Here is a 21,862-nt window from a genome sequence, read left to right as displayed (position 1 = left end):
TCCCTCAAAACGGGGGAAGGAACCGTCGCGAGCGCGCCGAGCCTGCATCGAGGACCGGAGCCGCACTCAGGTGCGGTGAGGACCGCAGGTGCGGGATCGGCGGGCGCAGCAGGTTCATTTCCCCGTTTTCAGATCTTGAACGCGCGCTGGATGTCCGGCCGCACCAGGTCCGCGTAGTCGCGGTGCTTGCGGATGTAGCCCGCGATGAACTGGCACACCGGGATCACGTGCTTGCCCTCGCTGCGCGCGGCGTCGAGCACGTGCTTCGCGAGCGCCGAACCCACGCCCTTGCCTTCGTTCTCCGGCAGCACTTCGGTGTGCGTGAACATGATGGCGTCGGTCAGCAAGTTGTATTCGCAGTAGCCCGCGAGTGCGTCGCCGGCGTAGGCCTCGTAGCGGTGCAGTTCGGCGTTGTTGGTGATGCGGATGTCGGCCATCGGATGCGGCTCCAGGAAATCAGGGTTGGCGGGCCAGGAAGGCCTTGAGGTTGGCGGCCGCTGTGCCGCGCACCTTGCGGCGCAGGCTCGGCGACCAGCCCAGCAGCAGGCCCGGCAGGCCCAGTGCCTGGCGGGCCCAGGTCCAGAAGGAGAAGCTGTCGCGGTGCGTGGCGATCAGGCCCTCGGGCGTGAAGGTGAAGCGCGCATCGACGGCGTTGTCCACGGTGCGGCCGGTGGCGCTGAAGCGGTAGTGCGCGTCCCAGTGGGCCTGGCCGCGGGTGCCGTCGGCCTTCACGTCGCGGTACGTAAGCTTCCAGATGTCCGCGCCCTTGGCCTTGGTGCTGCTGCCCAGCAGCTTCCACATGCCGCCGATCTCGCGTGCGCCGCGCAGGTCGAACACCTCGTCCTTGAAGGTCGCGTCGGGCGCATAGCAGGCGGCCATGGTGTCGGCGTCGAGCCGGGCGAAGGCGTCGTAAAAGCGGCGGATCGTCTGTTCGGGTGTGGTGGTCATGGTGCGGGAGGAGGGGCGTCGGCCAGGAGCAGGGCCAGCGTCTGCAGGGCATGGTGGGCGGTGGCGCCGCGCACGGTGGCGCGGTCGCCGTCGAAGCGGCGGCGCTCGCTGCGCAGCACGCCGTCGACCGACCAGCCGAACCACACGGTGCCCACCGGCTTGTCGGGCGTGCCGCCGGTCGGGCCGGCCACGCCGGTGACGGCCAGCGACACCTGCGCGTGCGCATGGGCGACGGCGCCTGCGGCCATCGCGCGCACCACGGGTTCGCTGACCGCGCCGTGCGCTTCGATCAGTGCCGCGTCGACGCCGATCGATTCATGCTTGGCGGCATTGGAGTAGGTGACGAAGCCGCGCTCGAACCAGACGCTGGAGCCGGCGAGTTCGGTACAGGCCGCGGCGATCAGGCCGCCGGTGCAGCTCTCGGCGGTGGCCAGCATCCAGCCGCGGCGCTGCAGCAGCGCGGCGACCTCGGCGGCCAGGGCGGGAAGGGGGGAATAGGCTTCGTGCATGGCCGCCGAGTATGCAATGCCTCAGCGGCCGTTCACCAGGCGCGCCACAGCGCGATCACCAGCAGCGTGCAGAAGGCGGCCACCAGGTCGTCGAAAATGATGCCGAAGCCGGCCATGCTCCAGCGCATGCTGTCGGCCGTGGCGCTCTTCTGCTTGCACAGCGCGTCGGCCCAGCCCACCGGGCCGGGCTTGGCGGCGTCGAAGAAGCGGAACAGGGCAAAGGCGATGAACTGGCCCCAGAAGCCGGCCGGCGTGACCAGCCAGAGGATCAGCCAGAAGGCCACGATCTCGTCCCAGACGATGGCGCCCGGGTCGGACACGTTCATGTGGCGCGCGGTCACGGTGCAGGCCCACCAGCCGATCGGCAGCGAGGCCAGGATCACCCAGCCGATGGTGGCCGGCGAGAACCAGAGCTGCATCACGAGGAAGGCGACCCAGGCCCAGAGCGTGCCGACGGTGCCGGGCGCCCGGCGCGGCAGGCCCGAGCCGAAGCCCAGCGCGATGACGTGCGCCGGGTGCGCGAGCATGAAGCGGAAGGTCGGGCGCATCGAGGTGGCGAGCGGACGGGGAGCGGGGCCGGATGAAACGGAGGGCGACAGGGCGCCGAATTCGGGTGCGGTGGACATCACCCCGCAGTGTCGCGCATCTTGGGCGCCGGCTGCGCCTCGACCGGGGTGATCGGCGTGATGCGGTAGACGCAGCGCCGCGCGCCGGCGATCAGGTGCTCCTCGCGCCGCAGCGCACCGCGCGGCCCCGTGACCTCGCGGAACACCTCGAGCTCGGAGCGGCAGAAGCCCAGGCAGCTGGCGGCGGCGGCGCAGATCGGGCAGTGGTCCTCGATCAGCAGCCAGTCGGCGCCGTCGCGTTCGACGCGCGCCATGTAGCCCTCGCCGTCGCGCAGCGCGGCCAGCCGGCGCAGCCTCGGCTCGAGCGCCTCGATCCCGTTGCAGGCCTGCAGGTAGGCCGTGCGCGCGGCCTGTTCGCGGGTGGCGATGAGCCGGTCCAGGCCTTCTTCGCCGAACACCTCGCGCACCGTGGCGAGCAGTTGCACCGTGAGCTGCGCGTGCGCGTCCGGAAAGCGCGCATGGCCCGCGGCCGTCAAGGCCCAGTGGCTGCGCGGGCGGCCCGCACCGGCCTGCGGCTGCAGCCGGCCTTCGACCAGCCCCGCGGCCAGCAGCTTCTGCAGCTGCTGGCGCGCGGCCTCGCCGGTGATCGTGAGTTCTGCGGCGAGAGCGGCGGTCGCGGTCGGCCCGTTCGTCTTCAGGGCGAACAGCAGGCGGTCGGCGGTGGCTGTGGCGGCGTCGGCTTCCATTTATGCAAGTATTTACTTGTTTAATTTGTGGTGCAAGTCTAATATCCAAGATCTGACTTGGATAATAACGCCGGCCCGTCCGGCGATCGACGCATGACCTCACAAGCCTCCCCGGTGGATGCCGCCCCATCGCCCTCCGCCTCCGACAGCACCGCCGGCTGGTCCGAACTCTTCACCGGCCGCAACGGCTGGCGCGCGCTGGCGCTGACCGGCGGCGTCGCGCTGCATGCGGTCAACGTGCACATCGTGACCACGGTGCTGCCCTCGGTGGTGCGCGAGATCGGCGGGCTCGACTGGTATGCCTGGAGCACCACGCTGTTCGTGGTCGGCTCGATCGTCGGCGCGGCCCTGTCGGTGCGCCTGCTGGCTGCGCTCGGGCCGCGCGGTGCCTGCCTGGCCGCGCTGGCGGTGTTCGCCGCAGGCTCGGCGGGCTGCGCGCTGGCGCTGTCCATGCCCTGGCTGCTCACCGGCCGCACCGTGCAGGGCCTGGGCGGGGGCATCCTCGCGGCGCTGAGCTACGCGCTGATCAGCCGGGTGTTCGCGCCGCGGCTGTGGCCGCGTGCGGTGGCGCTGGTCTCGGGCATGTGGGGCGTGGCGACGCTGTGCGGCCCGGCGGTGGGCGGCCTGTTCGCCCAGGCCGGCCACTGGCGCTGGGCCTTCTGGGCGCTGCTGCCGCTGGCCCTGCTGCAGGGGCTGCTGGTGAGCTGGCAGCTGTCGCCCAGGGCCGGCGTGCAGCATCGACGGCCCGACACCCTGCCGCGCGTGCCCGCGCCGCAGATCGCGCTGCTGGCGCTGTCGGTGCTGTCGATCGCTGCGGGCGGGCTGCTGGACTCGCTGGTGGCGCAGGCGGTCGCGGTGGCGGTCGGCCTGGGGCTGGGCTGGCTGGCCAGCCGCCAAGACCGGCGCGCCACGGTGCGCCTGCTGCCCACCGGCGCCTATGCGCTGGGCCGGCCGCTGGGCGCGATCTACGCGGCCATCGCGCTGCTGCTGGTCGGCACCACCACCGAAATCTTCGTGCCCTATTTCCTGCAGCTGCTGCAGGGCCACAGTCCGCTGGCCGCGGGCTACCTCACGGCCGCGATGGCGGCAGGCTGGAGCGTGGGCTCGCTGGGCTCGTCGGGCCGTCATGGCGCGGCCGCCGACCGCCTGCTGCGCCTCGGGCCGGTGTTGTCGGCGCTGGGCCTGGGCGTGCTGGCCTGGGCCGTGCCCACCAGCGGCGCGCTGGCCGCCGGCCCGACGCTGGCGCTGATGGCGCTGGCGCTCAGCGCCGTCGGCCTGGGCGTGGGCATCGGCTGGCCGCACCTGCTGACGCGCGTGATGGCGCTGGCGCCCAAGGGCGAGGAGGGCATCGCCTCGGCCTCGATCACCACGGTGCAGCTCTACGGCATGGCGGTGGGTGCGGCCATCGCGGGCCTGGTGGCCAATGCGGCGGGCCTGACCTCGCCCGGCGGCGTGGCCGGTGCGCAGTCGGCGGCGCTGTGGCTGTTCGCCAGCTTTGCACTGGCACCGCTGGCGGCCGCCCTGCTGGCCCGGCGCGCGACGCGGCGCCCCGCATGAGCCTCGACGCCACTGCGCTGTTCGCCGCCACACAGGCGCTGGGGCTCGCGCTCTGGGCCAGCCTCGCGGTGCTCAACAACGTCCAGGATTTCCAGGGCGCAGCGGCCGCGGTCGGCCGCACGCTGTCGATGGCGCCGCTGGCCGAGGCGCCGGCCATCGACACGCCCCTGCGCCGCCGCGCGATCCGCTCGCCCTTGCTGCACCGGCTAGGCCTGCTCGGCGTGGTGCTGCTGCAGTTCGTCGCCGCGGCCGCGCTCTGGACCGGCTGCGCGCTGTGGGCCACGCATGGCACGCGCGTGCCGGCCTTGCCCTGGTTCGACCTCGGCCTGGCTGCGCTCTCGGCCGCGGTGCTGGCGATGCTGCTGGGCGGCCTGGCGACGGCCTACTGGATCCGGCAGGAGGCGCTGCAGCAGACCCACTTCCTGCTCTTGCTGTGGATCCTCGCGACCTTCGGCGTACTGCATTGGGGCGTGGCCGCATGACCGCCAGCGGCCCCGCGCCGGAGGCTCTCGAAAAGCTGCTGGCCAAGGGCACCGACAACGCGCTGCTGCGCATGGGCCTGGCGCTGGCCTACCACCGGCGCGGCGAACTCGAGCGCGCGCGCGGCCACGTCGAACAGGCGCTGGCGCACCAGCCGGGCTTCGCGGCCGCGGGCCGTCTGCGGGGCCTGATCGCGTTGGAAGAGGGCGAGCCCGCCGTGGCGGCCGAGGCCTTTGCGCAGGCGCTGGAGGCGGCCCGAAGGCAGGGCGAGCGTCAGCTGGAACGCGAGCTCGCGGTGCGGCTCAAGCGCCTGCAGCCGCCTGCTTCAACGGATCACACGAAGTGATCGAATGAGGTGAAGCGCTGTTCGACCGGCGCGCGCGCCGCGTCGACGATGCGCACGCCGGGCGCGGCCTCGGTGCGGCCGATGCGCGTCACCGCGGTGGCGCTCGCGCGGCCGGCCTGGGCCACGGCTTCGCGTGCCGTTGCCGGCGCGGTGAACACCAGCTCGTAATCGTCGCCGCCCGAGAGCGCGCACAGGCGCTGCAGTTCGTCGCCGAGGTCGAAGGCCGGATGGGCCCGGGCCGCGATGCAGCCGGCCGCGGCGTCGGCATCGACCACCGCGCCCACGCCGCTGGCGCGAAGGATGTGCGACAGGTCGCCCAGCAGGCCGTCGCTCACGTCGGCCGCCGCGCTGGCGATGCCGCGCAGCGCCTGGCCCAGCGCCACGCGGGGCGCGGGCGTTTCCATGCGCGCGCGCGCCAGCGCGAACAGTTCGGCCGGCAGTTCGAGCGTGCCGCGGAACACTTCGAGCGCCAGCCGCGCATCGCCCAGCGTGCCGCTGACCCAGAGGTCGTCGCCGGCCTTGGCGCCCGAGCGCAGCAGCGCGCCCCCTTGGGGCACCTCGCCAAAGACCGTGATGCAGATGTTGAGCGGGCCGCGCGTGGTGTCGCCACCGACGAGCGCGCAGCCGTGTTCGTCGGCCAGCGCGAAAAGGCCGCGCGAGAAACCGTCGAGCCAGCTTTCATCGACCGACGGCAGCGACAGCGCCAGCGTGAAGGCCAGCGGCCGCGCGCCGCAGGCGGCCAGGTCGCTGAGGTTCACGGCCAGCGACTTGTGGCCCAGCCGCACCGGGTCGACGGTCGAGAGGAAGTGCCGGCCCTCGACCAGCATGTCGGTCGACACGGCCAGCTGCATGCCGGGCGCGGGCTGCAGCAGCGCGCAGTCGTCGCCCACGCCGAGCACCACCGCGCCCGCCGCGCCGGTCGCCATGCGGCCCTGCGCCGGGCGCGTGAAGTAGCGCGCGATCAGGTCGAACTCGCCCATCATGGCCACTTCGGCGGGTTGCGGAAACGCAGCGCGGCCTGCCGTACCACTTCGGCCAGCAGCTTTTCCTTCGACTGCTTCTCGCGCAGCCAGCGCGCGTCGTTCTGGCTGGCTTCGACGTCGGTGCGCAGCTGCGCGATCGAGCGGCTCGCGTTGATCGCCTCGCTGTGCCACTCGAGCTGCGTCATGGTCATCAGGATGTGTTCGCGCAACGGCATGTGCTGGCCGGTGGCCGGGTCGACGTAGACCGCGTCGAGCCCGAAGCGGCAGGCCTGGAAACGGTTGTAGGTGTAGACCAGGTAGTCGTCCTCGGTCGGCATGAAGGGCTGTTCCTGCAGGAACCAGGCGCCCAGCGACTGCACGTAGCCCGCCAGCGCGGCCGCGCGCTCGACCGTCAGCGGCGTGTCGAACACGCGGATCTCGATGGTGCCGAACTCGGGCTTGGGCCGGATGTCCCAGTAGAAGTCCTTCATGCTGCGGACCACGCCGGTGCGGGTCATGCGCTCAAAGTAGTTCTCGAACTCCTTCCAGGACAGCGTGAAGGGCGCGCGGCCCGACAGCGGGAAGGCGAACACCGAGTTGAGCCGGGCCGAATCGAACTGCGTGTCCTGCCCCTGCACATAGGGCGAGGAGGCCGACAACGCGATGAAGTGCGGGATGTAGCGCGACATGCGGTGCAGCATCAGCAGCGCGGCGTCGGCATCGGGGCAGCCGATGTGCACGTGCTGGCCGAAGATGGTGAACTGCTTGCTCAGGTAGCCGTAGAGCTCCGACAGCTCGCGAAAGCGCGGCTTGTCGTAGATGCGCTGCTCGTGCCATTGCTGGAAGGCATGCGTGCCGCCGCCCAGCACCGCGATGTTGAGCTTGTCGGCGCTCTTGACCAGCGCATCGCGGATCGGCGTGAGCTGGTCGATCACGTCCTGCGCCGAATGGCAGATGTCGGTCGAGATCTCGATCATGCTCGAGGTCATCTCGGGCACCACGCTGCCGGGCAGCGGCGTCTGCGCCATCAGGCGCAGCATGTCCTCGGCATAGGGCGCGAGGTCGTAGTCGTTGGTGTTGACCAGCTGCAGCTCGAGCTCCACGCCCAGCGACAGCGCTTCGGACTTGTTGAAGCGCTCGAGCTTGACGCTGCGGTCGGCGGGCAGCGAAGGTGCCGCACCGGGCGAAGGGTTCTGCGTGCTCATCGTTGGGTGTCTCTGCTTTCACGTTCCTCGGGGCGGGCGAAGGCCTCGGGCGCCCAGGGCCGGTGGCTCTCGCCCGAGGCATGCACCGCCACGGTGGCGAGCACCGCGCCCAGCACCTCCATCAGCAGGATCGCGGGCAGCGTGATCTGCGTGATCATCGCGCCCAGCAGCGGCGAGGCGCTGGCGAAGTTCGAGGCGATCAGCAGCGCGATCGACGACAGCGGCGACATCGCGCAGCCGACCCAGAAGGCCTGCTTCCAGCTGGTGCCGCTGCCCTTGTTGGCGATCGCCACGCCGGCGATCTTGGCCACCAGGCGCACGCCGATGACGGCCAGCACCAGGCTGGCCACGGGCATGCTCCAGTCGCCCTGCGCGGCGACGATCGACACCAGCACGAACATCAGCATGGTCAGCAGCGAGGCGGCGGTGCCCAGCTGGCGCGGCCAGGCCCAGGGCTTGGGATTGAGCTGCTTGAGCAGGATGCCGCCGATCAGCGCGGCCAGCGGCGCGGCACCGCCGAAGTGGGCGGCCAGCGCGGCGCCCGCGCCGATCAGCGCGAGCAGCAGGATCGAGGTGTTCTCGCTGGTCGGGCTCATGACCCGCAGCGCCGAGCGCATGGCCAGGGCCAGCACCGCACCCACCACGAAGGACACGCCCAGCACCACCAGCACCGGGTAGAGCTTGCTGATCAGGCCGGCCGGGCCGCGTTCGAGCAGGCCGGCCTGCGCATAGCCCAGGGCCAGCGCATAGAAGGTGTTGAGCGTGGCCAGCGTGAGCGCGCGCTCGGTCACCGGGCCGGAGGCGCCGGTGTCCATCACCACGCGGCTCAGCACCGCGGGCGAGGCGACGATGGCGATCAGCGCGACCGGGTTGGCCACCGGCTCGGGCACGCCCAGCCATTGCAGCGTCCAGAACACGCCGAAGTAGGTCAGCGCCGATTCGAGCAGGCTCTGCAGCAGCAGCATCGGGTTGTGGCGGAACCAGCGCAGCGGCAGCCGGCCGCCGGCCTCGAACAGCACGATGGCCACGCCCAGCTCGAGCAGGAACAGGCTGATGCCCTGCAGCGGCCAGACCGCGCCTTCGAAGCCGGCCAGGCCGACCAGCGTGCCGACGATGGCATAGCCCACCACCTTGGGCAGGCCCATGTAGCGTTGCACCAGGTGGCCCGAAGCCGCGGCGGCTGCGATCAGCAGCGACCACAACACGGTCGGAAGGCCGGCCGAGGGGCGCACCCATTCGGCCCAGAAACCCAGGAGATCGGCGGGAATGAAGGAGGTCATCGGGCAGGCACGAAGAAGGTGGCAGGCCGGCTGCGCCACCGGGCCCAGATCGCGGAACGGATGCGCGCGCGGTCGATGGCGTTCACGCTGTGGGCGCGCAGGGCGAGGCGGAAGGCGAAGTAGAAGCTCACGCTCACGTTGAGCGCGCCGATCAGCGGCACGGCCGCGACCGCCCACCACAGCGCGGGCAGCTGCAGCGCGGCCGGGCCGAGCGCACCGGCCGCGGCCGCGATCTGGCCGGCCGAGAGCGTGACGTGGCGCACGTCCAGCCCCACGCCGAAGAAGGCCGCGAACGCGGGCACCAAGCCCAGCATGAGGCCCAGCGAGATGTTGGAAGCGAAGCCGGAGATGTGTGTGCGCATGAAGTCGGCCCAGCGACGGGCCCGGGCGGCGCCGAGGAAGGCGCCGATGCGGGGGTTGTAACGCATGGCCGAGTCCAGACGATGCAGGACAAAGGCGTTTTCCGTCCAGCCGGCCACGATGCTGGCCGCGAACAGCAGCAGCCCGGTGAAGGCCGCGTACAGCGCGGTCGGCCCTGCGAGCGACAGGCCGTGCAGCACGTCGACCGCATGCACCGCATCGAGCGGCGCGGCGCCGAGCAGCTGCTGCGCCGCCACCACGATCGCCAGCACCACCGGCACCACGACCAGCACGTTGCCCAGCACCGCCGCCACCTGCGAGCGCACCAGGTGCGTGACCTCGTCGACGAAGGCATCGACCGCGCCCTCGGACTTGAGGTCGCGCAGCTTGGCGGCCATGGCCGGTGCGGTCATCGCGGGCTGCTTGGTGGCCAGCGTCAGGTGCAGCAGCTGGATCGCGACGAAGCTGGCCGCATACATCAGGCCGGCCGCGAGTCCGCCCCAGAACGCCGAGAGCCCGAGCGCCAGGATGGCGAACTTGAGCAGCACCGTGACCGAGGTCAGCGCGCCGCCGCCCGCGGCCTTGCGCACCATCTGCGCGTAGGCGCTGCGGTCGCGCGTGATGTAGTGCTCGCCGGCCTCGGCGCTGCGCTCGGTGACCTTGGCCGCGAGCATCGAGGAGTTGGAGGCGATCAGCGCGCGGATGCTGCTGCGCTCGCCGCCGGCCGTGACCAGCTTGCCGACCAGCCGGGCCACGCTGGCCTGCGGCGCGGGCATCATCAGGCAGTCGAGCAGCTCGCGGATGCGCAGCACACGCTCGCGCAATTGCCGCAGCCGGAACACCAGGCCCACCGAGATGCCGTGGTCCTCGAGATGGGTGTAGACCGAGGACGCGCCCAGCCGGCAGGCGTCGAGCCGGTCGCGGAAGGCGAGGTAGGCGGCCTGCAGCGCGGCCTCGTCGCGCGGCGTGTGGAACATCTCGTCGCGCAGGTCGTCCAGGCTGGACATCAGCGTGTGGAAGGGGCGCGACTGGCGCACCGGGTCGCTCATGCGCAGGCGCAGCTCGGGCGAGAAACCGGCCGCGACCACCTGGCTGCTGCAGTAGGTGATGGCGTCCATCACGGTGTGGCGCCAGCGCGGGATGTCTTCATCCACCGGGGCGCCTGGCCCATCGGCCAGCAGTTCGCCCACGCGGGTCAGCGTGGCCTCGTCGAGCAGCGCGATCCAGCGCGCATCGAAGTCGCCGGGCAGCACCATGCGGAACAGTTCCGAGGCATCGGTGGTCTCGGGCGTGCCGGGCAGCAGCTTGCGGCGCAGGCGCTCGCTGAGTTCGCTGAGGAAGGCGGTGCGCGGCGCGAAGCCGTGGTCGGCCAGCAGGGCCGTGAGGTCGACGTCGCGCGTGAAGGCCGACCACCAGGCTCGCACGCGTTCGCGCAGTGCGGGTCGGCCGTCGACGGCGTCGAGCAGCAGGCGCACGCGCGCGGCGGCGGCCTGGGGCGTGCCGCGCTCGCCGCGCAGCCAGTCGAACAGGTCGATCAGCCAGACGTGGCGCTCAGGGGTGCCCGCCGCCGGATCGAGTCGGGCGAGCAGCGTCGACAGATCGCTCTGGGCGCGCATCCTGGAGGCGGGGCGCCGGGCTTAGTGCAGCACGCGCGCCGCGGGCGCGCCGTCGGTGTTGGCTTCGAGCAGGAACAGCGGCACCGGCACGTCGTGGCGCCCGCCGTGCTCGTCCACCACGAAGAAGCTGCCATGCATGGTGCCGCTGGCCGCCTGCAGGCGGCAGCCGCTGGTGTAGCGGAAGGATTCGCCGGGCGCCAGCAGCGGCTGCTGGCCGATCACGCCCAGGCCCTTGACCTCCTGGGCATGGCCCGAGGTGTCGTTGATCAGCCAGTGGCGCGCGATCAGCTGGGCCGCGACCTTGCCGACGTTGGTCACGGTGATGGTGTAAGAGAAGGTGTAGACGTGGTCGTCCGGCGAGGATTGCTCGGGGAGGTAGCGCGGATCGACCTGGACGCTCATGGGGGACTGGGACATGCGCGAATGGTAACTGTTGGCTCCGGCGACACGCTGCGACAATCCGAAGCATGAGCAGCCCCACCTACCGCATCGCGCCTTCCATCCTGTCCGCCGACTTCGCGCACCTCGGCAAAGAACTGACCGACGTGATCGCGGCCGGCGCCGACTGGATCCATTTCGACGTGATGGACAACCACTACGTGCCGAACCTGAGCTTCGGCCCGATGATCTGCCAGGCACTCAAGCCCTACGCCAAGACCGCCGACGGCACGCCCGTGCCCATCGACGTGCACCTGATGATCCAGCCGGTCGACGCGCTGGCCGCGGCCTTCGCGCAGGCGGGCGCCGACTACATCAGCTTCCACCCCGATGCCTCGCCGCACGTGCACCGCAGCATCCAGGCGATCCGCGCCGCGGGCTGCAAGCCGGGCCTGGTGTTCAACCCGGGCGCCGGCCTCGAAGCGCTCGACTGGGCGATCGACGACATCGACCTGATCCTGATCATGAGCGTGAACCCCGGTTTCGGCGGCCAGAGCTTCATCGATTCGGCGCTGCGCAAGATCGAGCTGGCGCGCAAGCGCATCGAGCAGAGCGGGCGCGACATCCGGCTCGAGGTCGACGGCGGCATCAAGGCCGACAACATCGCGCGCGTGGCCTCGGCCGGCGCCGACACCTTCGTGGCCGGCAGCGCGATCTTCAACGCCAAGGACTACGCCGGCGTGATTTCCACGATGCGCGCCAACCTGGCAGGCTGAGCCTTCAGGCCGCGGCGTGCCGCCGGGCGGTGCGCCGCACGGCCTGCGGCGGCTGCCCCATGGTGCGCAGGAAGGCCCGGCGCATGCGCTCCGGGTCGCCGAAGCCGGCCATCGCGGCGACCGACTCGATCGGGTGCCGGCCTTCTTCCAGCAGTTCGCGCGCGGTCTCGACGCGCAGCTTCTCGACCGCGCGCGCGGGCGACTGGCCGGTCTCCGCGCTGAAGGCCCGGCTGAACTGGCGCGGGCTCAGGTTGGCCGCGGCCGCCAGGTCGTCGACCGACAGGCGTTGGCGCAGGTTCTTCTTCGCATAGGCCAGCGCGGTCTGGATGCGGTCGGATGCCGGCGCCATGTCCAGCAGCGCCGAGAACTGCGACTGCCCGCCGGTGCGCCGGTGGTAGACCACCATCTTGCGCGCCACCGCGCGCGCCACCTCCACCCCCAGGTCCTCCTCGACCAGCGCGAGCGAGAGGTCGATGCAGGCCGTCATGCCGGCCGAGGTCCAGACCGAGCCGTCGTTGACGAAGATCCGGTCGGGCTCGAGGTGGATGGCCGGATGGGCGCGCTGCAGCGCCTGCGCGAAATGCCAGTGCGTGGTCGCGCGGCGGCCGTCGAGCACGCCGGCCTCGGCCAGGATGAAGGCGCCGGTGCAGATGCTCGCCAGCCGGCGCGACGAGGCCAGCGCGCGTTGCAGGAAGGCCAGCAGGCCGGGCGGGGAGGGCTCGGGCGTCATCGCGCCGGTGACCATCACGGTGTCGAAACGGGCGCGGCCGAAGGGCGCGCTCTCGACGCGCACGCCCGAGGAACTGAGCACCGGGCCGCCGTGCTCCGACACCACGCCCACTTCGTAGGCCGGGCGCGCCAGCTGCTGGTTGGCCAGCTCGAACACCGACACCACCACCAGATCGAGGATCTGGAAGCCCGGAAAAACGACGATGGCGATGCGGCGCATGATGTCCTGAAACGAGGGTTAAATGACTTTCAGGACATGAGCCTAAATGAGCCAATAGAGCCTTGTCAATCCCGACCGCTCAAGGAAATCTCTCATGAACACTTCCGCAACCCCGCTGGGCAAGGCCCTGATCACCGGTGCCTCGTCGGGCATCGGCGCCGTCTACGCTGACCGGCTCGCCCGCCGCGGCCATCCGCTGGTGCTGGTGGCGCGCGATGCGCGGCGCCTGGCCGAACTCGCCGCGCGCATGAAGGCCGCGCACGGCGTCGAAGTCGAGGTGCTGGTGGCCGACCTCACGCAGACGGCCGACCTGCGCCGCGTCGAGGCCAGGCTCGAAAGCGACGCCGCCATCTCGCTGCTGGTCAACAACGCCGGTGTGGGCGCGACCGCGCCGCTGGTGCAATCGACGCCCGAGTCGCTCGATGCGATGCTGCTGCTCAACGTGCTGGCGCTGACGCGGCTCACGCGCGCCGCCGTGCCGGGCTTCGTGGCGCGCGGCCAGGGCGCGGTGATCAACATCGCGTCGATCGTGGCGCTCGCGCCCGAACTCCTCAACGGCGTCTACAGCGGCAGCAAGGCCTTCGTGGTCAACCTGAGCCAGTCGCTGCACCACGAGGTGGGCGACAAGGGTGTGCAGGTGCAGGCCGTGCTGCCCGGCGCCACGCACACCGACTTCTGGCGCCTCGCGGGCGTGCCGGTGGAGCACCTGCCGCAAGGCATCGTGATGTCGGCCGAGGACATGGTCGATGCCGCCCTGGTCGGTTTCGACCGGCGCGAGCTGATCACCATTCCCTCGCTGCCCGATGTGGGGGACTGGGAACGCGCCGATGCGGCCCGCCGCGCGCTGGGCCCGAACCTGTCGCGCCCCAAGCCCGCCGAGCGCTACGGCGTGGCGCTCAGCGCTTGACCTTGTCGTTGTAGACGCGGTCCGTCACCGGGCCGCGGTCGGTGTCGACCGCGCCGCGCTCCACGTCGTCGTGCGCACGCTTGCCCACGTCGGTGGCGGTGCCGTCGCTGTTGCGCTGGCTGTCGGAGGACTCGTCGCGCTCGTGCGGCAGGCGCGGCGAGGACTCGCCGTCCTGCGCGGCGCGGGTCTTGCCATCGTTGGGCTTCTGCGAGGTTTTCTTGGCTGCGGTCATGGGGGCTCCTTGGGCTTTCGCCTGTGGCTCGGTTATGGCCGCACCTTCGGAAAAGCCCGGTAGGACCGCCCAGCCGCGCGCTGTAGGATCGCTGGCGATGCCTTCATTTCCGTCCGACGACCTTCTTCGCATCCACAGCTTCGTCTCGACCGAGCCCGGCCCCCGGCTGATCGTGCTCGGCGGCGTGCATGGCGACGAGACCTGCGGCACCATGGGCATCGAGCGCCTGCGGGCCGAGCTCGACGGCGGCGCGTTGCGGCTGGCGCGGGGCGAACTCACGCTGGTGCCGGTGGCCAATCCGCTGGCGCGCCGGCTGCTGCGGCGCGAAGGCGAGCGCAACCTCAATCGCTCGTTCCGGCCCAGCGAGGCCCCGGCCGACCACGAGGCGCGGCTCACCAACCTGCTGTGCCCGCTGCTCGCGCGCCACGAGGTGCTGCTCGACCTGCATTCCTTCCAGAGCGCGGGCGAGGCGTTCTCGATGATCGGCCCGCGCGACAACGCCGGCACGCTCGAGCCCTTCGCCCGTGCCTTCGAGGAGGGCCAGCTGGCGCTGCACATCGGCACGCCCCGCGTGGTCGAGGGCTGGCTCGACATCTATGCCGCGGGCCTGGCGCAGCGCGCGGGCGGCCAGCCGGCCGACGAGGCGGCGCTGGCCTTCGGCTGGGGCACCAACGAGTACATGCGCAGCCAGGGTGGCTACGGCGTCACGCTCGAATGCGGCCAGCACACCGATCCGGCCGCGCCCGCGGTGGCCCATGCGGCCATCCACTCGGCGCTGCGCCTGCTCGGCATGGTCGACGCGCCGGCCCCGGCCGCACCGCAGCAGCCCGCGCTGCTGCGCTTGGTGAGCGTGACCGACCGCACCCACGAAGACGACCAGTTCGTGCGCGAATGGGCCACCTTCGACGCGGTCGCGCAGGGCGAGGCCATCGGCGTGCGCGCCGACGGCAGCGTGCTGCGCGCCGAGCGCGACGGCTTCCTGGTGTTTCCCAACACCGAGGCGCTGCCGGACACCGAGTGGTTCTACTTCGCGGTGGCGAGCGACCGGAGCCTCTGAGCGCATCGGCGCCACCCCACGAAGGGGAAGGCCGGGTTCCTACAACAGCGGCCGAGGCGCAGGGCTAGGTTGCAGGCTGGAGGAATCCCGCCATGCCTGCTGCTGCCAAATCTTCGACCCCCCGCGTGCTCTGGAAAGGCGCAATCAGCTTTGGGCTGGTGCACATCCCGGTTGCGCTCTATTCGGCCACCACCGACCACAGCATCGACTTCGACTGGCTCGACAAGCGAACCATGGATCCGGTGGGCTACAAGCGGGTCAACAAGAAGACCGGCAAGGAAATCGCGCGCGAGCAGATCGTCAAGGGCATCGCCTACGAGGACGGCCAGTACGTGGTGCTGACCGATGCCGAGATCGCCGCCGCCTACCCCAAGACCACGCAGACGGTGGAGATCGAGACCTTCGTGCCGGCCGACAGCATCCCCTTCGTCTACCTGGAGCGCCCCTATTACATGGCGCCGATCAACCGTGGCGCCAAGGTCTATGCGCTGCTGCGCGAGACGCTCCAGCGCACGGGGCGGGTGGGTATCGCGCGGGTGGTGATCCAGACCAAGCAGCACCTGGCGGTGCTGGTGCCCAGCGGCCCGGGCCTGGTGCTCAACCTGCTGCGCTGGGGCGCCGACATCCGCTCCTGGAAGGACCTGCCGCTGCCCGCGGAGGGTGCCAAGGCCGCGGGCCTGTCGGAGCGCGAGCTCAAGATGGCGGGCGAACTGGTCGAGGACATGAGCTCGGACTGGGATCCCGACGAATTCAAGGACTCGTTCAAGGACGAGATCATGCGGCTGGTCGACCGCAAGGTGGCGGCCGGCGACACCGAGTCGGTGACCCAGCCCGAGGCCGCGGAGGAAGAAGGCCGCAGCGGCGCCAAGATCATCGACCTGACCGAGCTGCTGCAGCGCAGCCTGCGCAAGGGTGCCAAGGCGGCGGCCGCGCCACCCGAGGACGACGAGGAAGAAGCGCCTGCCGCGAAGTCGGCCGCGCGCAAGAAGCCCGCGCGCAAGACCGCCGCGGCCAAGAAGGCCCCGGCCCGCCGCCGCGCGGCCTGAGACGCGGAGCCGCCATGGGTGCGAAGGAGGCGCTCGCGCACTACCACCGCAAGCGCGACTTCACCAAGACGCCCGAGCCGCGCACCGGCGGCAAGGCCGGCAAGGGCACGCTGTCCTTCGTGATCCAGAAGCACCACGCAAGCCATCTGCACTACGACTTCCGGCTCGAGCTCGACGGCACGCTCAAGAGCTGGGCCGTGCCCAAGGGCCCTTGCCTGGACCCGCACGTCAAGCGCATGGCGGTGCGGGTCGAGGACCATCCGCTGTCGTATGGCGGCTTCGAGGGCACGATCCCGCCCGGCCAGTACGGCGCCGGCACCGTGATCGTCTGGGACCGGGGCACATGGCAGGCCGAAGGAGATGCGCGCGCAGCGCTGGCCGCGGGCAAGCTCAAGTTCGCGCTGTACGGCGAGAAGCTGCAGGGTCACTGGACGCTGGTGCGCATGAAGGGCAAAGGGGAGAAGCAGGAGGCCTGGCTGCTGATCAAGGAGAAGGACGATGCGGTGCGGCCGCTCGACGACTACGACGTGACCGAGGCGCTGCCCGACAGCGTGATCGCGTCGGCGCCGTCGAAGCCCACTGCCGCCGCGCCGGTGAAGACGAAGGCAGCCCCCGCCGCGAAGAAGGCCCCCACCCGCCGCCGTGCGGCGCCGGCTGCGCTGCCCGAAAGCTTTGCCCCCCAGCTCGCCACGCTGGCCACGGCGCCCCCGCCCACGCCGCAGGAATGGCTCTGGGAACTCAAGTTCGATGGCTACCGGCTGCTGACCCGGATCGAGAAGGGCAAGGTGCGCTGCTTCACCCGCAACGGCCACGACTGGAGCGCCAAGCTGCCCGAACTGGTGCAGGCGCTGGGTCGGCTCGACGTGCGCTCGGCCTGGCTCGACGGCGAGGACCTGCGCGCGCTGCCCGTCGAGCAGCGGCGCGAGCGCCTGGCCCCGTTGCTGACCGAGGACATGGCACCGCGCCTGCGCTTCAGTGAGGCCTTCGATGCGCATCCGCGCGACCTGCTGGCCTCGGTCAGCGCGCTCGGTTTCGAGGGGCTGATCGGCAAGCGGCGGGGCTCGGGCTATGTGTCGCGCCGCTCGCCCGACTGGATCAAGCTCAAGAGCCAGCAGCGCCAGGAGTTCGTGATCGGCGGCTACACCGCGCCCAAGGGGTCGCGTGCGGGCTTCGGTGCGCTGCTGCTGGGCGTGCACGATGCGGACGGCGCGCTGCGCTACTGCGGCAACGTGGGCACCGGTTTCGACGGCGCGCGGCTGGCCGACATCAAGGCGAAGCTCGATGCACTCGCGACCGCGCACTCCCCTTTCGCCGAGGGTGCGCACGGCGTGCCGCGCACGGTGAAAGCGCACTGGGTCAAGCCGCGACTGGTCGCCGAGGTGTCCTTCGGTGAATGGACGCGCGAGCATCGGGTGCGCCACAGCGTCTTCCAGGGGCTGCGCAGCGACAAGCCGGCGCACCAGATCACGCGGGAACAGGCGGTCGCCGTGGCGCCCGCCAAGGACACTGCCATGACGAAGAAGAAAGGCGCCGCGGCCGGGATGCCGCACATCACCAACGCCGAGCGCGTGATCGATGCCCAGAGCGGCGTGACCAAGGGCGAACTGGTCGACTACTACGCCCAGGCCGCGCCGCTGATCCTGCCGCACCTCCAGGGGCGTCCGGTGTCGCTGGTGCGCGCGCCCGAGGGCATCGGTGGCGAACTGTTCTTCCAGAAGCATGCCAAGGGCAGCGAGATGCCGGGTATCACGCTGCTCGACCCGGCGCTCGACCGCGACCACGACCCACTGCTGCAGATCGACCGAAGCGAAGGCCTGTTGTCGGCCACGCAGCTCAACGTGGTGGAGTTCCACACCTGGAACGCGGTGTCGAAGGCCATCGACCAGCCCGACCGCATGACCTTCGACCTCGACCCCGGCGAGGGCGTGCCCTGGGAGCGCGTGCAGGAGGCCGCCTTGCTGACGCGCACGCTGCTCGAGGAGGTCGGCCTGGTCGGCTTCCTCAAGACCAGCGGCGGCAAGGGGCTGCACGTGGTGGTGCCGATCCGCCGCCACTTCGGCTGGGATACGGTCAAGTCCTTCTCGCAGGCGCTGGTGGTGCACCTGGCCCGGACCATCCCGGATCGCTTCGTGGCCAAGAGCGGCCCGCGCAACCGGGTGGGCAAGATCTTCGTCGACTACCTGCGCAACGGCTTCGGCGCCACCACGGTGAGCGCGTGGTCGGTGCGCGCGCGCCCGGGGATGGGCGTGTCGGTGCCCGTCGCCTGGAACGAATTGCCCACGCTGCGCTCGGGCGCGCACTGGGATCTGCGCACCGCGCCGGAGCGCTTCGCCGTCGGCAACATGCCTTGGGCCGACTGGGAGCGCGGGCGCAAGGGGCTGGCGGCGCCGATGAAGGTGGTCGGCTTCGTGCCCGACGCTTCGTCCTCCCGCTGAACCTCAGTTCGTCACGTCGAAGGTCGTGACCTCGAAGCGCTGCAGCGTGTTGGCGCCGAACACCATCGTGATCGGCACGTCGGCGGCGTCGCGGCCGCGTGCGATCACGATGCGGCCGATGCGCGGCGTGTTGTGGCGCGCGTCGAAGGTGTGCCAGCGCTCGCCCAGGTAGACCTCGAACCAGGCGCTGAAGTCCATCGGGTAGGGCACCGGCGGGATGCCGATGTCGCCGAGGTAGCCGGTGACGTAGCGCGCCGGGATGTTCATGCAGCGGCACAGCGTGATCGCCAGGTGCGTGAAGTCGCGGCACACGCCCACGCGCTCGCGAAAGCCCTCCAGCGCGGTGCGCGTGGCGCGCGCCTGCTGGTAGTCGAAGCGCAGGTGGTTGTGCACGAAGTCGCAGATCGCCTGCACGCGGTGCCAGCCGGGTGTGACGCCGCCGAACTGCGCCCAGGCAAAGGCCAGCAGTTCGCTGTCGACCTCGCAGTAGCGGCTGGGCAGCACGAAGGGCAGGGTGGCCACGGGCAGGTCCGCCGGCCCGTGTTCGATGGCGCCGTAGTCGACCGGGTCGTGCCAGCCCGCGTCGTACACCACGGCTTCGTTGCGCAGCCGCACGCTGGTCACGCCGTAGGGCACATGCACGCGCGCGCAGTGGTTGTCGAAGCTGTCGCGGTAGTGGTCGGTCGGCAGCGGCGGGCTGATGGTGATGTGTTCGCCCTGAGGAATGTCGGCCGCGCGCGAGGGATGCACCTGCAGCATGTAGACGAGCGCCGTGGGTGCGCTGACGCCGATTTCGATGTCATAGCCGATCTGGATGAGCATGGCGTCGCTTCGCAAGAGTGGAGTGGAAATGCTGAAGCATGTTCGGTGCCCGCTTTGGCCCATCGTAGCTGCGGACGCGTCCGTGCGCCGCATTGCAGCCCGTCATTGCGTAGGCCGAAGACGCTGCGTCGGCCCGCGCCTACCGGAACAACCTCTGCCCGCTTACAGACCCGAGCGCGCGGCCACTACGGGGGCGCGCGCTGCCAGGCCCTAGGCTCTTTCGGTCGACGCGATCGATGCGTCGGACTGCAGCACTCCACCCTGCTGTCACGACGCCAACTTTCTTTTCCAACGAGGCAAAACATGGTGCTTTCCACTCTGGTCGATCTGCTGAACAGCCCTTTCATGGATGAATTCCTGATCTGGTCGGTCGCTGCGGTGGCCGGCACCATCGGTCTCGTTGCATTGGTGAACGCGCTGGACATCGTCCTCGACGCAGAGGCCCACTGAGTTTCCCGCGCCGCGAGGCGCCTCACCCACGATCCCGAGGATTCGGAATGACCCCACGAAACAGGGCCGCGGCCAACCGCCGCCCAAAGGCCGGCGACGGCCCGAACGGCAAGCAGATGCAGCTGGCGGGCTTCACCCAGGAGGGCACGGCGCAGCTCACGACCAACCAGGGTCTGCACATCCCCGACAACCACAACTCGCTCAAGGCGGGTGTTCGCGGCCCGACGCTGCTGGAGGACTTCATCCTCCGCGAGAAGATCACGCACTTCGACCACGAGCGCATCCCCGAGCGCGCCGTGCATGCGCGCGGCTCGGCGGCCCACGGCTACTTCGAGGTCTACAAGTCGATGTCGCAGTTCACCTGCGCCGACTTCCTGCAGGACCCGGCGCAGAAGACGCCCGTTTTCGTGCGCTTCTCGACCGTCGCCGGCGAGCGCGGTTCGGCCGACACGGTGCGCGACGTGCGCGGCTTCGCAGTCAAGTTCTACACCCGCGAAGGCAACTACGATCTGGTGGGCAACAACGTGCCGGTGTTCTTCATCCAGGACGCGATGAAGTTCCCCGACCTGATCCATGCGGTCAAGCCCGAGCCGCACCATGCGATGCCGCAGGCCGCGAGCGCGCACGACACCTTCTGGGACTTCGCCTCGCTGATGCCCGAGACCACCCACATGCTGATGTGGGCCATGAGCGACCGCGCCATTCCGCGCAGCTACCGGATGATGGAAGGCTTCGGCGTCCACACCTTCCGCTTCGTCAATGCGCGCGGCGAGTCGCACTTCGTCAAGTTCCACTGGAAGCCCAAGCTGGGCGTGCACGGCCTGGCCTGGGACGAGGCACAGAAGATTGCAGGCAAGGACGCCGACTTCCATCGCCGCGACCTCTGGGACGCGATCGAGAACGGCGACTTCCCGGTCTGGGAGCTGGGCGTGCAGATGATCCCGCAGGACAAGGAGCACTCGCTGGGCTTCGACCTGCTCGATCCGACCAAGCTGATCCCCGAAGAGCTGGTGCCGGTGCAGAAGATCGGCCGGCTGGTGCTCGACCGCAACCCCGACAACTTCTTCGCCGAGACCGAGCAGGTGGCCTTCCATCCGGGCCATGTGGTGCCCGGCATCGACTTCTCGAACGACCCGCTGCTGCAGGGCCGGCTGTTCTCGTACACCGACACGCAGATCTCGCGCCTGGGCGGCGCGAACTTCCACGAGCTGCCGATCAACAAGGCGGTGTGCCCCTTCCACAACTTCCAGCGCGACGGCATGCACCGCCAGACCATCGCGCGCGGCCAGGTGGCCTACGAGCCCAACACGCTGGCCACGGGCGCGGAGTACCGCGTCGACGGCGAGAGCGGCGGCTTCCAGTCGTACCCCGAGGCCATCGACGCGCCCAAGGTGCGGCGCCGCAGTGCGTCGTTCGACGACCACTTCACGCAGGCGCGGCTGTTCTTCAACAGCCAGAGCACGGCCGAGAAGGAACACATCGTCGCGGCCTTCCGCTTCGAGCTGTCGAAGCTCGAGGTGCCGGCGATCCGCCAGCGCATGGTGGACAACCTCGCGCACGTCGACGAGAAGCTGGCGCGGCGCGTGGCCGAGCCGCTGGGCATCGGTGCCCCCGACGCCAAGGCCGCGGCCGGCCGGCCGGGCTTTCGCGACCACCGCATCGCCTCGGCCATCGAGGAGTCGCCCGTGCTGCGCATGGTCGACACCGGCGACGGCTCCATCAAGACCCGCAAGATCGCGATCCTGGTGGCCGACGGCGTGGACTCCGCATCGCTCAAGCCGATCCGCGACGCGCTGGAAAGCGCCGGCGCGGTCTGCAAGGTGGTCGGCCCCCGGCTGGGCACGGTGGCCAGCGCATCGAAGCGCCAGATCGACGTCGACGCCACCTTCGCCAACATGCCCTCGGTCATGTTCGATGCGGTGCTGCTGCCGGCCGGCAAGGACGGCGCGACCGCCATGGCACAGAACGGCGACGCGGTGCACTTCGTGCTCGAGGCCTTCAAGCACTGCAAGGCGATCTGCGCAGTGGGCGAGGGCGTGCAGCTGCTGTCGACGCTGGGCGTGACGGCGGATTCGGATGCGCCCGTGGGGGTGGTCGTGGCGCCGACGCCGGTCACCAACCTGGGCGACACCACGGCCGCCACCGACATCGCCACCGCCTTCATCGCGGCGATCGCCAAGCACCGGCATTGGGATCGGCCAGGCGTGGACGCAGTGCCGGCCTGAGCGGCCGGTC

General features: G+C 70.7%; 23 protein-coding genes. 10 read left to right on the top strand and 13 right to left on the bottom strand.

Annotated features, from left to right (window positions below):
• Positions 1–128: 128 nt before the first annotated feature.
• The 5 genes from K0H49_RS02955 to K0H49_RS02935 are packed head-to-tail and all read right to left on the bottom strand — an operon-like array spanning position 129 to position 2,769.
• Positions 129–437, bottom strand: coding sequence for a GNAT family N-acetyltransferase (locus K0H49_RS02955; protein WP_219209652.1), 309 nt, complete (start codon positions 435–437; stop codon positions 129–131).
• Between the two features lie 19 nt (positions 438–456).
• Entirely contained in the window at positions 457–948 is a 492-nt protein-coding gene (locus K0H49_RS02950; protein WP_219209651.1) for a nuclear transport factor 2 family protein, read from the bottom strand.
• Entirely contained in the window at positions 945–1,457 is a 513-nt protein-coding gene (locus K0H49_RS02945; RefSeq protein WP_219209650.1) for a CinA family protein, read from the bottom strand. Before K0H49_RS02945 ends, K0H49_RS02950 begins: the two co-directional genes overlap by 4 nt.
• Positions 1,458–1,489: 32 nt before the next feature.
• On the bottom strand, positions 1,490–2,083 hold the full coding sequence (locus K0H49_RS02940) for a phosphatidylglycerophosphatase A family protein (protein WP_219209649.1): 594 nt from the start codon (positions 2,081–2,083) through the stop codon (positions 1,490–1,492).
• Positions 2,083–2,769, bottom strand: coding sequence for a helix-turn-helix transcriptional regulator (locus tag K0H49_RS02935; protein ID WP_219209648.1), 687 nt, complete (start codon positions 2,767–2,769; stop codon positions 2,083–2,085). Before K0H49_RS02935 ends, K0H49_RS02940 begins: the two co-directional genes overlap by 1 nt.
• A 93-nt stretch (positions 2,770–2,862) precedes the next feature.
• On the opposite strand from K0H49_RS02935, the gene K0H49_RS02930 reads away from it, so the two are divergent.
• From K0H49_RS02930 to K0H49_RS02920, 3 genes are read left to right on the top strand one after another with little or no spacing between them, the layout of a single operon-like run.
• Complete coding sequence (locus K0H49_RS02930; RefSeq protein WP_219209647.1) at positions 2,863–4,326, top strand: MFS transporter; 1,464 nt, start codon at positions 2,863–2,865, stop codon at positions 4,324–4,326.
• Positions 4,323–4,808, top strand: a complete 486-nt coding sequence (locus tag K0H49_RS02925) for a DUF2165 family protein (protein ID WP_219209646.1) — start codon at positions 4,323–4,325, stop codon at positions 4,806–4,808. Before K0H49_RS02930 ends, K0H49_RS02925 begins: the two co-directional genes overlap by 4 nt.
• On the top strand, positions 4,805–5,152 hold the full coding sequence (locus K0H49_RS02920; RefSeq protein WP_219209645.1) for a tetratricopeptide repeat protein: 348 nt from the start codon (positions 4,805–4,807) through the stop codon (positions 5,150–5,152). Before K0H49_RS02925 ends, K0H49_RS02920 begins: the two co-directional genes overlap by 4 nt.
• On the opposite strand, the gene thiL is transcribed toward K0H49_RS02920, so the two are convergent.
• From thiL to apaG, 5 genes are read right to left on the bottom strand one after another with little or no spacing between them, the layout of a single operon-like run.
• Complete coding sequence (gene thiL, locus K0H49_RS02915; RefSeq protein ID WP_219212980.1) at positions 5,140–6,132, bottom strand: thiamine-phosphate kinase; 993 nt, start codon at positions 6,130–6,132, stop codon at positions 5,140–5,142. The two genes, K0H49_RS02920 and thiL, sit on opposite strands and share 13 nt — an antisense overlap.
• Positions 6,132–7,319 carry a YbdK family carboxylate-amine ligase gene (locus K0H49_RS02910; protein ID WP_219209644.1) on the bottom strand — a complete coding sequence of 396 codons (1,188 nt, stop codon included), beginning with the start codon at positions 7,317–7,319 and terminating at the stop codon, positions 6,132–6,134. The genes thiL and K0H49_RS02910 overlap by 1 nt, the downstream gene beginning before the upstream one ends.
• The gene (locus K0H49_RS02905) at positions 7,316–8,599 is read right to left on the bottom strand and encodes a cation:proton antiporter (protein ID WP_219209643.1); all 1,284 of its coding nucleotides are present in this window, start codon (positions 8,597–8,599) and stop codon (positions 7,316–7,318) included. The genes K0H49_RS02910 and K0H49_RS02905 overlap by 4 nt, the downstream gene beginning before the upstream one ends.
• On the bottom strand, positions 8,596–10,575 hold the full coding sequence (locus K0H49_RS02900; protein ID WP_219209642.1) for a site-specific recombinase: 1,980 nt from the start codon (positions 10,573–10,575) through the stop codon (positions 8,596–8,598). The genes K0H49_RS02905 and K0H49_RS02900 overlap by 4 nt, the downstream gene beginning before the upstream one ends.
• A 21-nt stretch (positions 10,576–10,596) precedes the next feature.
• On the bottom strand, positions 10,597–10,992 hold the full coding sequence (gene apaG, locus K0H49_RS02895) for a Co2+/Mg2+ efflux protein ApaG (protein WP_183022932.1): 396 nt from the start codon (positions 10,990–10,992) through the stop codon (positions 10,597–10,599).
• 50 nt (positions 10,993–11,042) lie between these two features.
• On the opposite strand from apaG, the gene rpe reads away from it, so the two are divergent.
• Positions 11,043–11,729: a ribulose-phosphate 3-epimerase gene (rpe, locus tag K0H49_RS02890; RefSeq protein WP_219209641.1), complete on the top strand. Its 687-nt coding sequence runs from the start codon at positions 11,043–11,045 to the stop codon at positions 11,727–11,729.
• 4 nt (positions 11,730–11,733) lie between these two features.
• On the opposite strand, the gene K0H49_RS02885 is transcribed toward rpe, so the two are convergent.
• Entirely contained in the window at positions 11,734–12,678 is a 945-nt protein-coding gene (locus K0H49_RS02885) for a GlxA family transcriptional regulator (RefSeq protein ID WP_219209640.1), read from the bottom strand.
• Between the two features lie 94 nt (positions 12,679–12,772).
• On the opposite strand from K0H49_RS02885, the gene K0H49_RS02880 reads away from it, so the two are divergent.
• Complete coding sequence (locus K0H49_RS02880; RefSeq protein WP_219209639.1) at positions 12,773–13,585, top strand: SDR family NAD(P)-dependent oxidoreductase; 813 nt, start codon at positions 12,773–12,775, stop codon at positions 13,583–13,585.
• Here K0H49_RS02880 and K0H49_RS02875 read toward each other — a convergent pair.
• A complete protein-coding gene (locus K0H49_RS02875; protein WP_257624570.1) occupies positions 13,575–13,817 on the bottom strand; it encodes a hypothetical protein in 243 nt (80 codons plus the stop codon). The two genes, K0H49_RS02880 and K0H49_RS02875, sit on opposite strands and share 11 nt — an antisense overlap.
• Before the next feature lie 91 nt (positions 13,818–13,908).
• On the opposite strand from K0H49_RS02875, the gene K0H49_RS02870 reads away from it, so the two are divergent.
• The 3 genes from K0H49_RS02870 (at position 13,909) to ligD (ending at position 18,355) form a co-directional block, all read left to right on the top strand.
• Positions 13,909–14,874, top strand: coding sequence for a succinylglutamate desuccinylase/aspartoacylase family protein (locus K0H49_RS02870; RefSeq protein WP_257624712.1), 966 nt, complete (start codon positions 13,909–13,911; stop codon positions 14,872–14,874).
• Between the two features lie 92 nt (positions 14,875–14,966).
• Positions 14,967–15,920 carry a non-homologous end joining protein Ku gene (gene ku, locus K0H49_RS02865; protein ID WP_219209637.1) on the top strand — a complete coding sequence of 318 codons (954 nt, stop codon included), beginning with the start codon at positions 14,967–14,969 and terminating at the stop codon, positions 15,918–15,920.
• Between the two features lie 14 nt (positions 15,921–15,934).
• Positions 15,935–18,355 (top strand): DNA ligase D, encoded by a 2,421-nt coding sequence (gene ligD / locus K0H49_RS02860; protein WP_219209636.1) that lies wholly within the window; start codon positions 15,935–15,937, stop codon positions 18,353–18,355.
• Positions 18,356–18,358: 3 nt separating this feature from the next.
• Here the strand turns inward: ligD and K0H49_RS02855 are convergent, their stop codons facing one another.
• Positions 18,359–19,177, bottom strand: coding sequence for a transglutaminase-like domain-containing protein (locus K0H49_RS02855; protein ID WP_219209635.1), 819 nt, complete (start codon positions 19,175–19,177; stop codon positions 18,359–18,361).
• Positions 19,178–19,480: 303 nt separating this feature from the next.
• Here K0H49_RS02855 and K0H49_RS02850 point away from each other — a divergent pair, with 303 nt between their 5' ends.
• Complete coding sequence (locus tag K0H49_RS02850) at positions 19,481–19,627, top strand: hypothetical protein (protein WP_219209634.1); 147 nt, start codon at positions 19,481–19,483, stop codon at positions 19,625–19,627.
• 47 nt (positions 19,628–19,674) lie between these two features.
• The gene (gene katE, locus K0H49_RS02845) at positions 19,675–21,852 is read left to right on the top strand and encodes a catalase HPII (RefSeq protein ID WP_219209633.1); all 2,178 of its coding nucleotides are present in this window, start codon (positions 19,675–19,677) and stop codon (positions 21,850–21,852) included.
• The last annotated feature ends 10 nt before the right edge of the window (positions 21,853–21,862 follow it).

Source organism: Variovorax boronicumulans (assembly GCF_019352895.1).
GTDB classification, from domain to species: Bacteria; Pseudomonadota; Gammaproteobacteria; order Burkholderiales; family Burkholderiaceae_C; genus Variovorax; species Variovorax boronicumulans_A.
The sequence above is the reverse complement of the archived record's forward strand: the minus strand, read 5'-3'. Positions and strand labels throughout refer to the sequence as shown.

Coding starts and splice junctions, on each gene's coding strand:
- apaG (WP_183022932.1), bottom strand. CDS start 10,992: ATGTCCCAGTCCCCCATGAGCGTCCAGGTCGATCCGCGCTACCTCCCC.
- K0H49_RS02940 (WP_219209649.1), bottom strand. CDS start 2,083: ATGTCCACCGCACCCGAATTCGGCGCCCTGTCGCCCTCCGTTTCATCC.
- ku (WP_219209637.1), top strand. CDS start 14,967: ATGCCTGCTGCTGCCAAATCTTCGACCCCCCGCGTGCTCTGGAAAGGC.
- K0H49_RS02925 (WP_219209646.1), top strand. CDS start 4,323: ATGAGCCTCGACGCCACTGCGCTGTTCGCCGCCACACAGGCGCTGGGG.
- ligD (WP_219209636.1), top strand. CDS start 15,935: ATGGGTGCGAAGGAGGCGCTCGCGCACTACCACCGCAAGCGCGACTTC.
- K0H49_RS02880 (WP_219209639.1), top strand. CDS start 12,773: ATGAACACTTCCGCAACCCCGCTGGGCAAGGCCCTGATCACCGGTGCC.
- K0H49_RS02850 (WP_219209634.1), top strand. CDS start 19,481: ATGGTGCTTTCCACTCTGGTCGATCTGCTGAACAGCCCTTTCATGGAT.
- K0H49_RS02905 (WP_219209643.1), bottom strand. CDS start 8,599: ATGACCTCCTTCATTCCCGCCGATCTCCTGGGTTTCTGGGCCGAATGG.
- rpe (WP_219209641.1), top strand. CDS start 11,043: ATGAGCAGCCCCACCTACCGCATCGCGCCTTCCATCCTGTCCGCCGAC.
- K0H49_RS02935 (WP_219209648.1), bottom strand. CDS start 2,769: ATGGAAGCCGACGCCGCCACAGCCACCGCCGACCGCCTGCTGTTCGCC.
- katE (WP_219209633.1), top strand. CDS start 19,675: ATGACCCCACGAAACAGGGCCGCGGCCAACCGCCGCCCAAAGGCCGGC.
- K0H49_RS02910 (WP_219209644.1), bottom strand. CDS start 7,319: ATGAGCACGCAGAACCCTTCGCCCGGTGCGGCACCTTCGCTGCCCGCC.
- thiL (WP_219212980.1), bottom strand. CDS start 6,132: ATGGGCGAGTTCGACCTGATCGCGCGCTACTTCACGCGCCCGGCGCAG.
- K0H49_RS02930 (WP_219209647.1), top strand. CDS start 2,863: ATGACCTCACAAGCCTCCCCGGTGGATGCCGCCCCATCGCCCTCCGCC.
- K0H49_RS02950 (WP_219209651.1), bottom strand. CDS start 948: ATGACCACCACACCCGAACAGACGATCCGCCGCTTTTACGACGCCTTC.
- K0H49_RS02885 (WP_219209640.1), bottom strand. CDS start 12,678: ATGCGCCGCATCGCCATCGTCGTTTTTCCGGGCTTCCAGATCCTCGAT.
- K0H49_RS02920 (WP_219209645.1), top strand. CDS start 4,805: ATGACCGCCAGCGGCCCCGCGCCGGAGGCTCTCGAAAAGCTGCTGGCC.
- K0H49_RS02955 (WP_219209652.1), bottom strand. CDS start 437: ATGGCCGACATCCGCATCACCAACAACGCCGAACTGCACCGCTACGAG.
- K0H49_RS02855 (WP_219209635.1), bottom strand. CDS start 19,177: ATGCTCATCCAGATCGGCTATGACATCGAAATCGGCGTCAGCGCACCC.
- K0H49_RS02900 (WP_219209642.1), bottom strand. CDS start 10,575: ATGCGCGCCCAGAGCGATCTGTCGACGCTGCTCGCCCGACTCGATCCG.
- K0H49_RS02875 (WP_257624570.1), bottom strand. CDS start 13,817: ATGACCGCAGCCAAGAAAACCTCGCAGAAGCCCAACGATGGCAAGACC.
- K0H49_RS02945 (WP_219209650.1), bottom strand. CDS start 1,457: ATGCACGAAGCCTATTCCCCCCTTCCCGCCCTGGCCGCCGAGGTCGCC.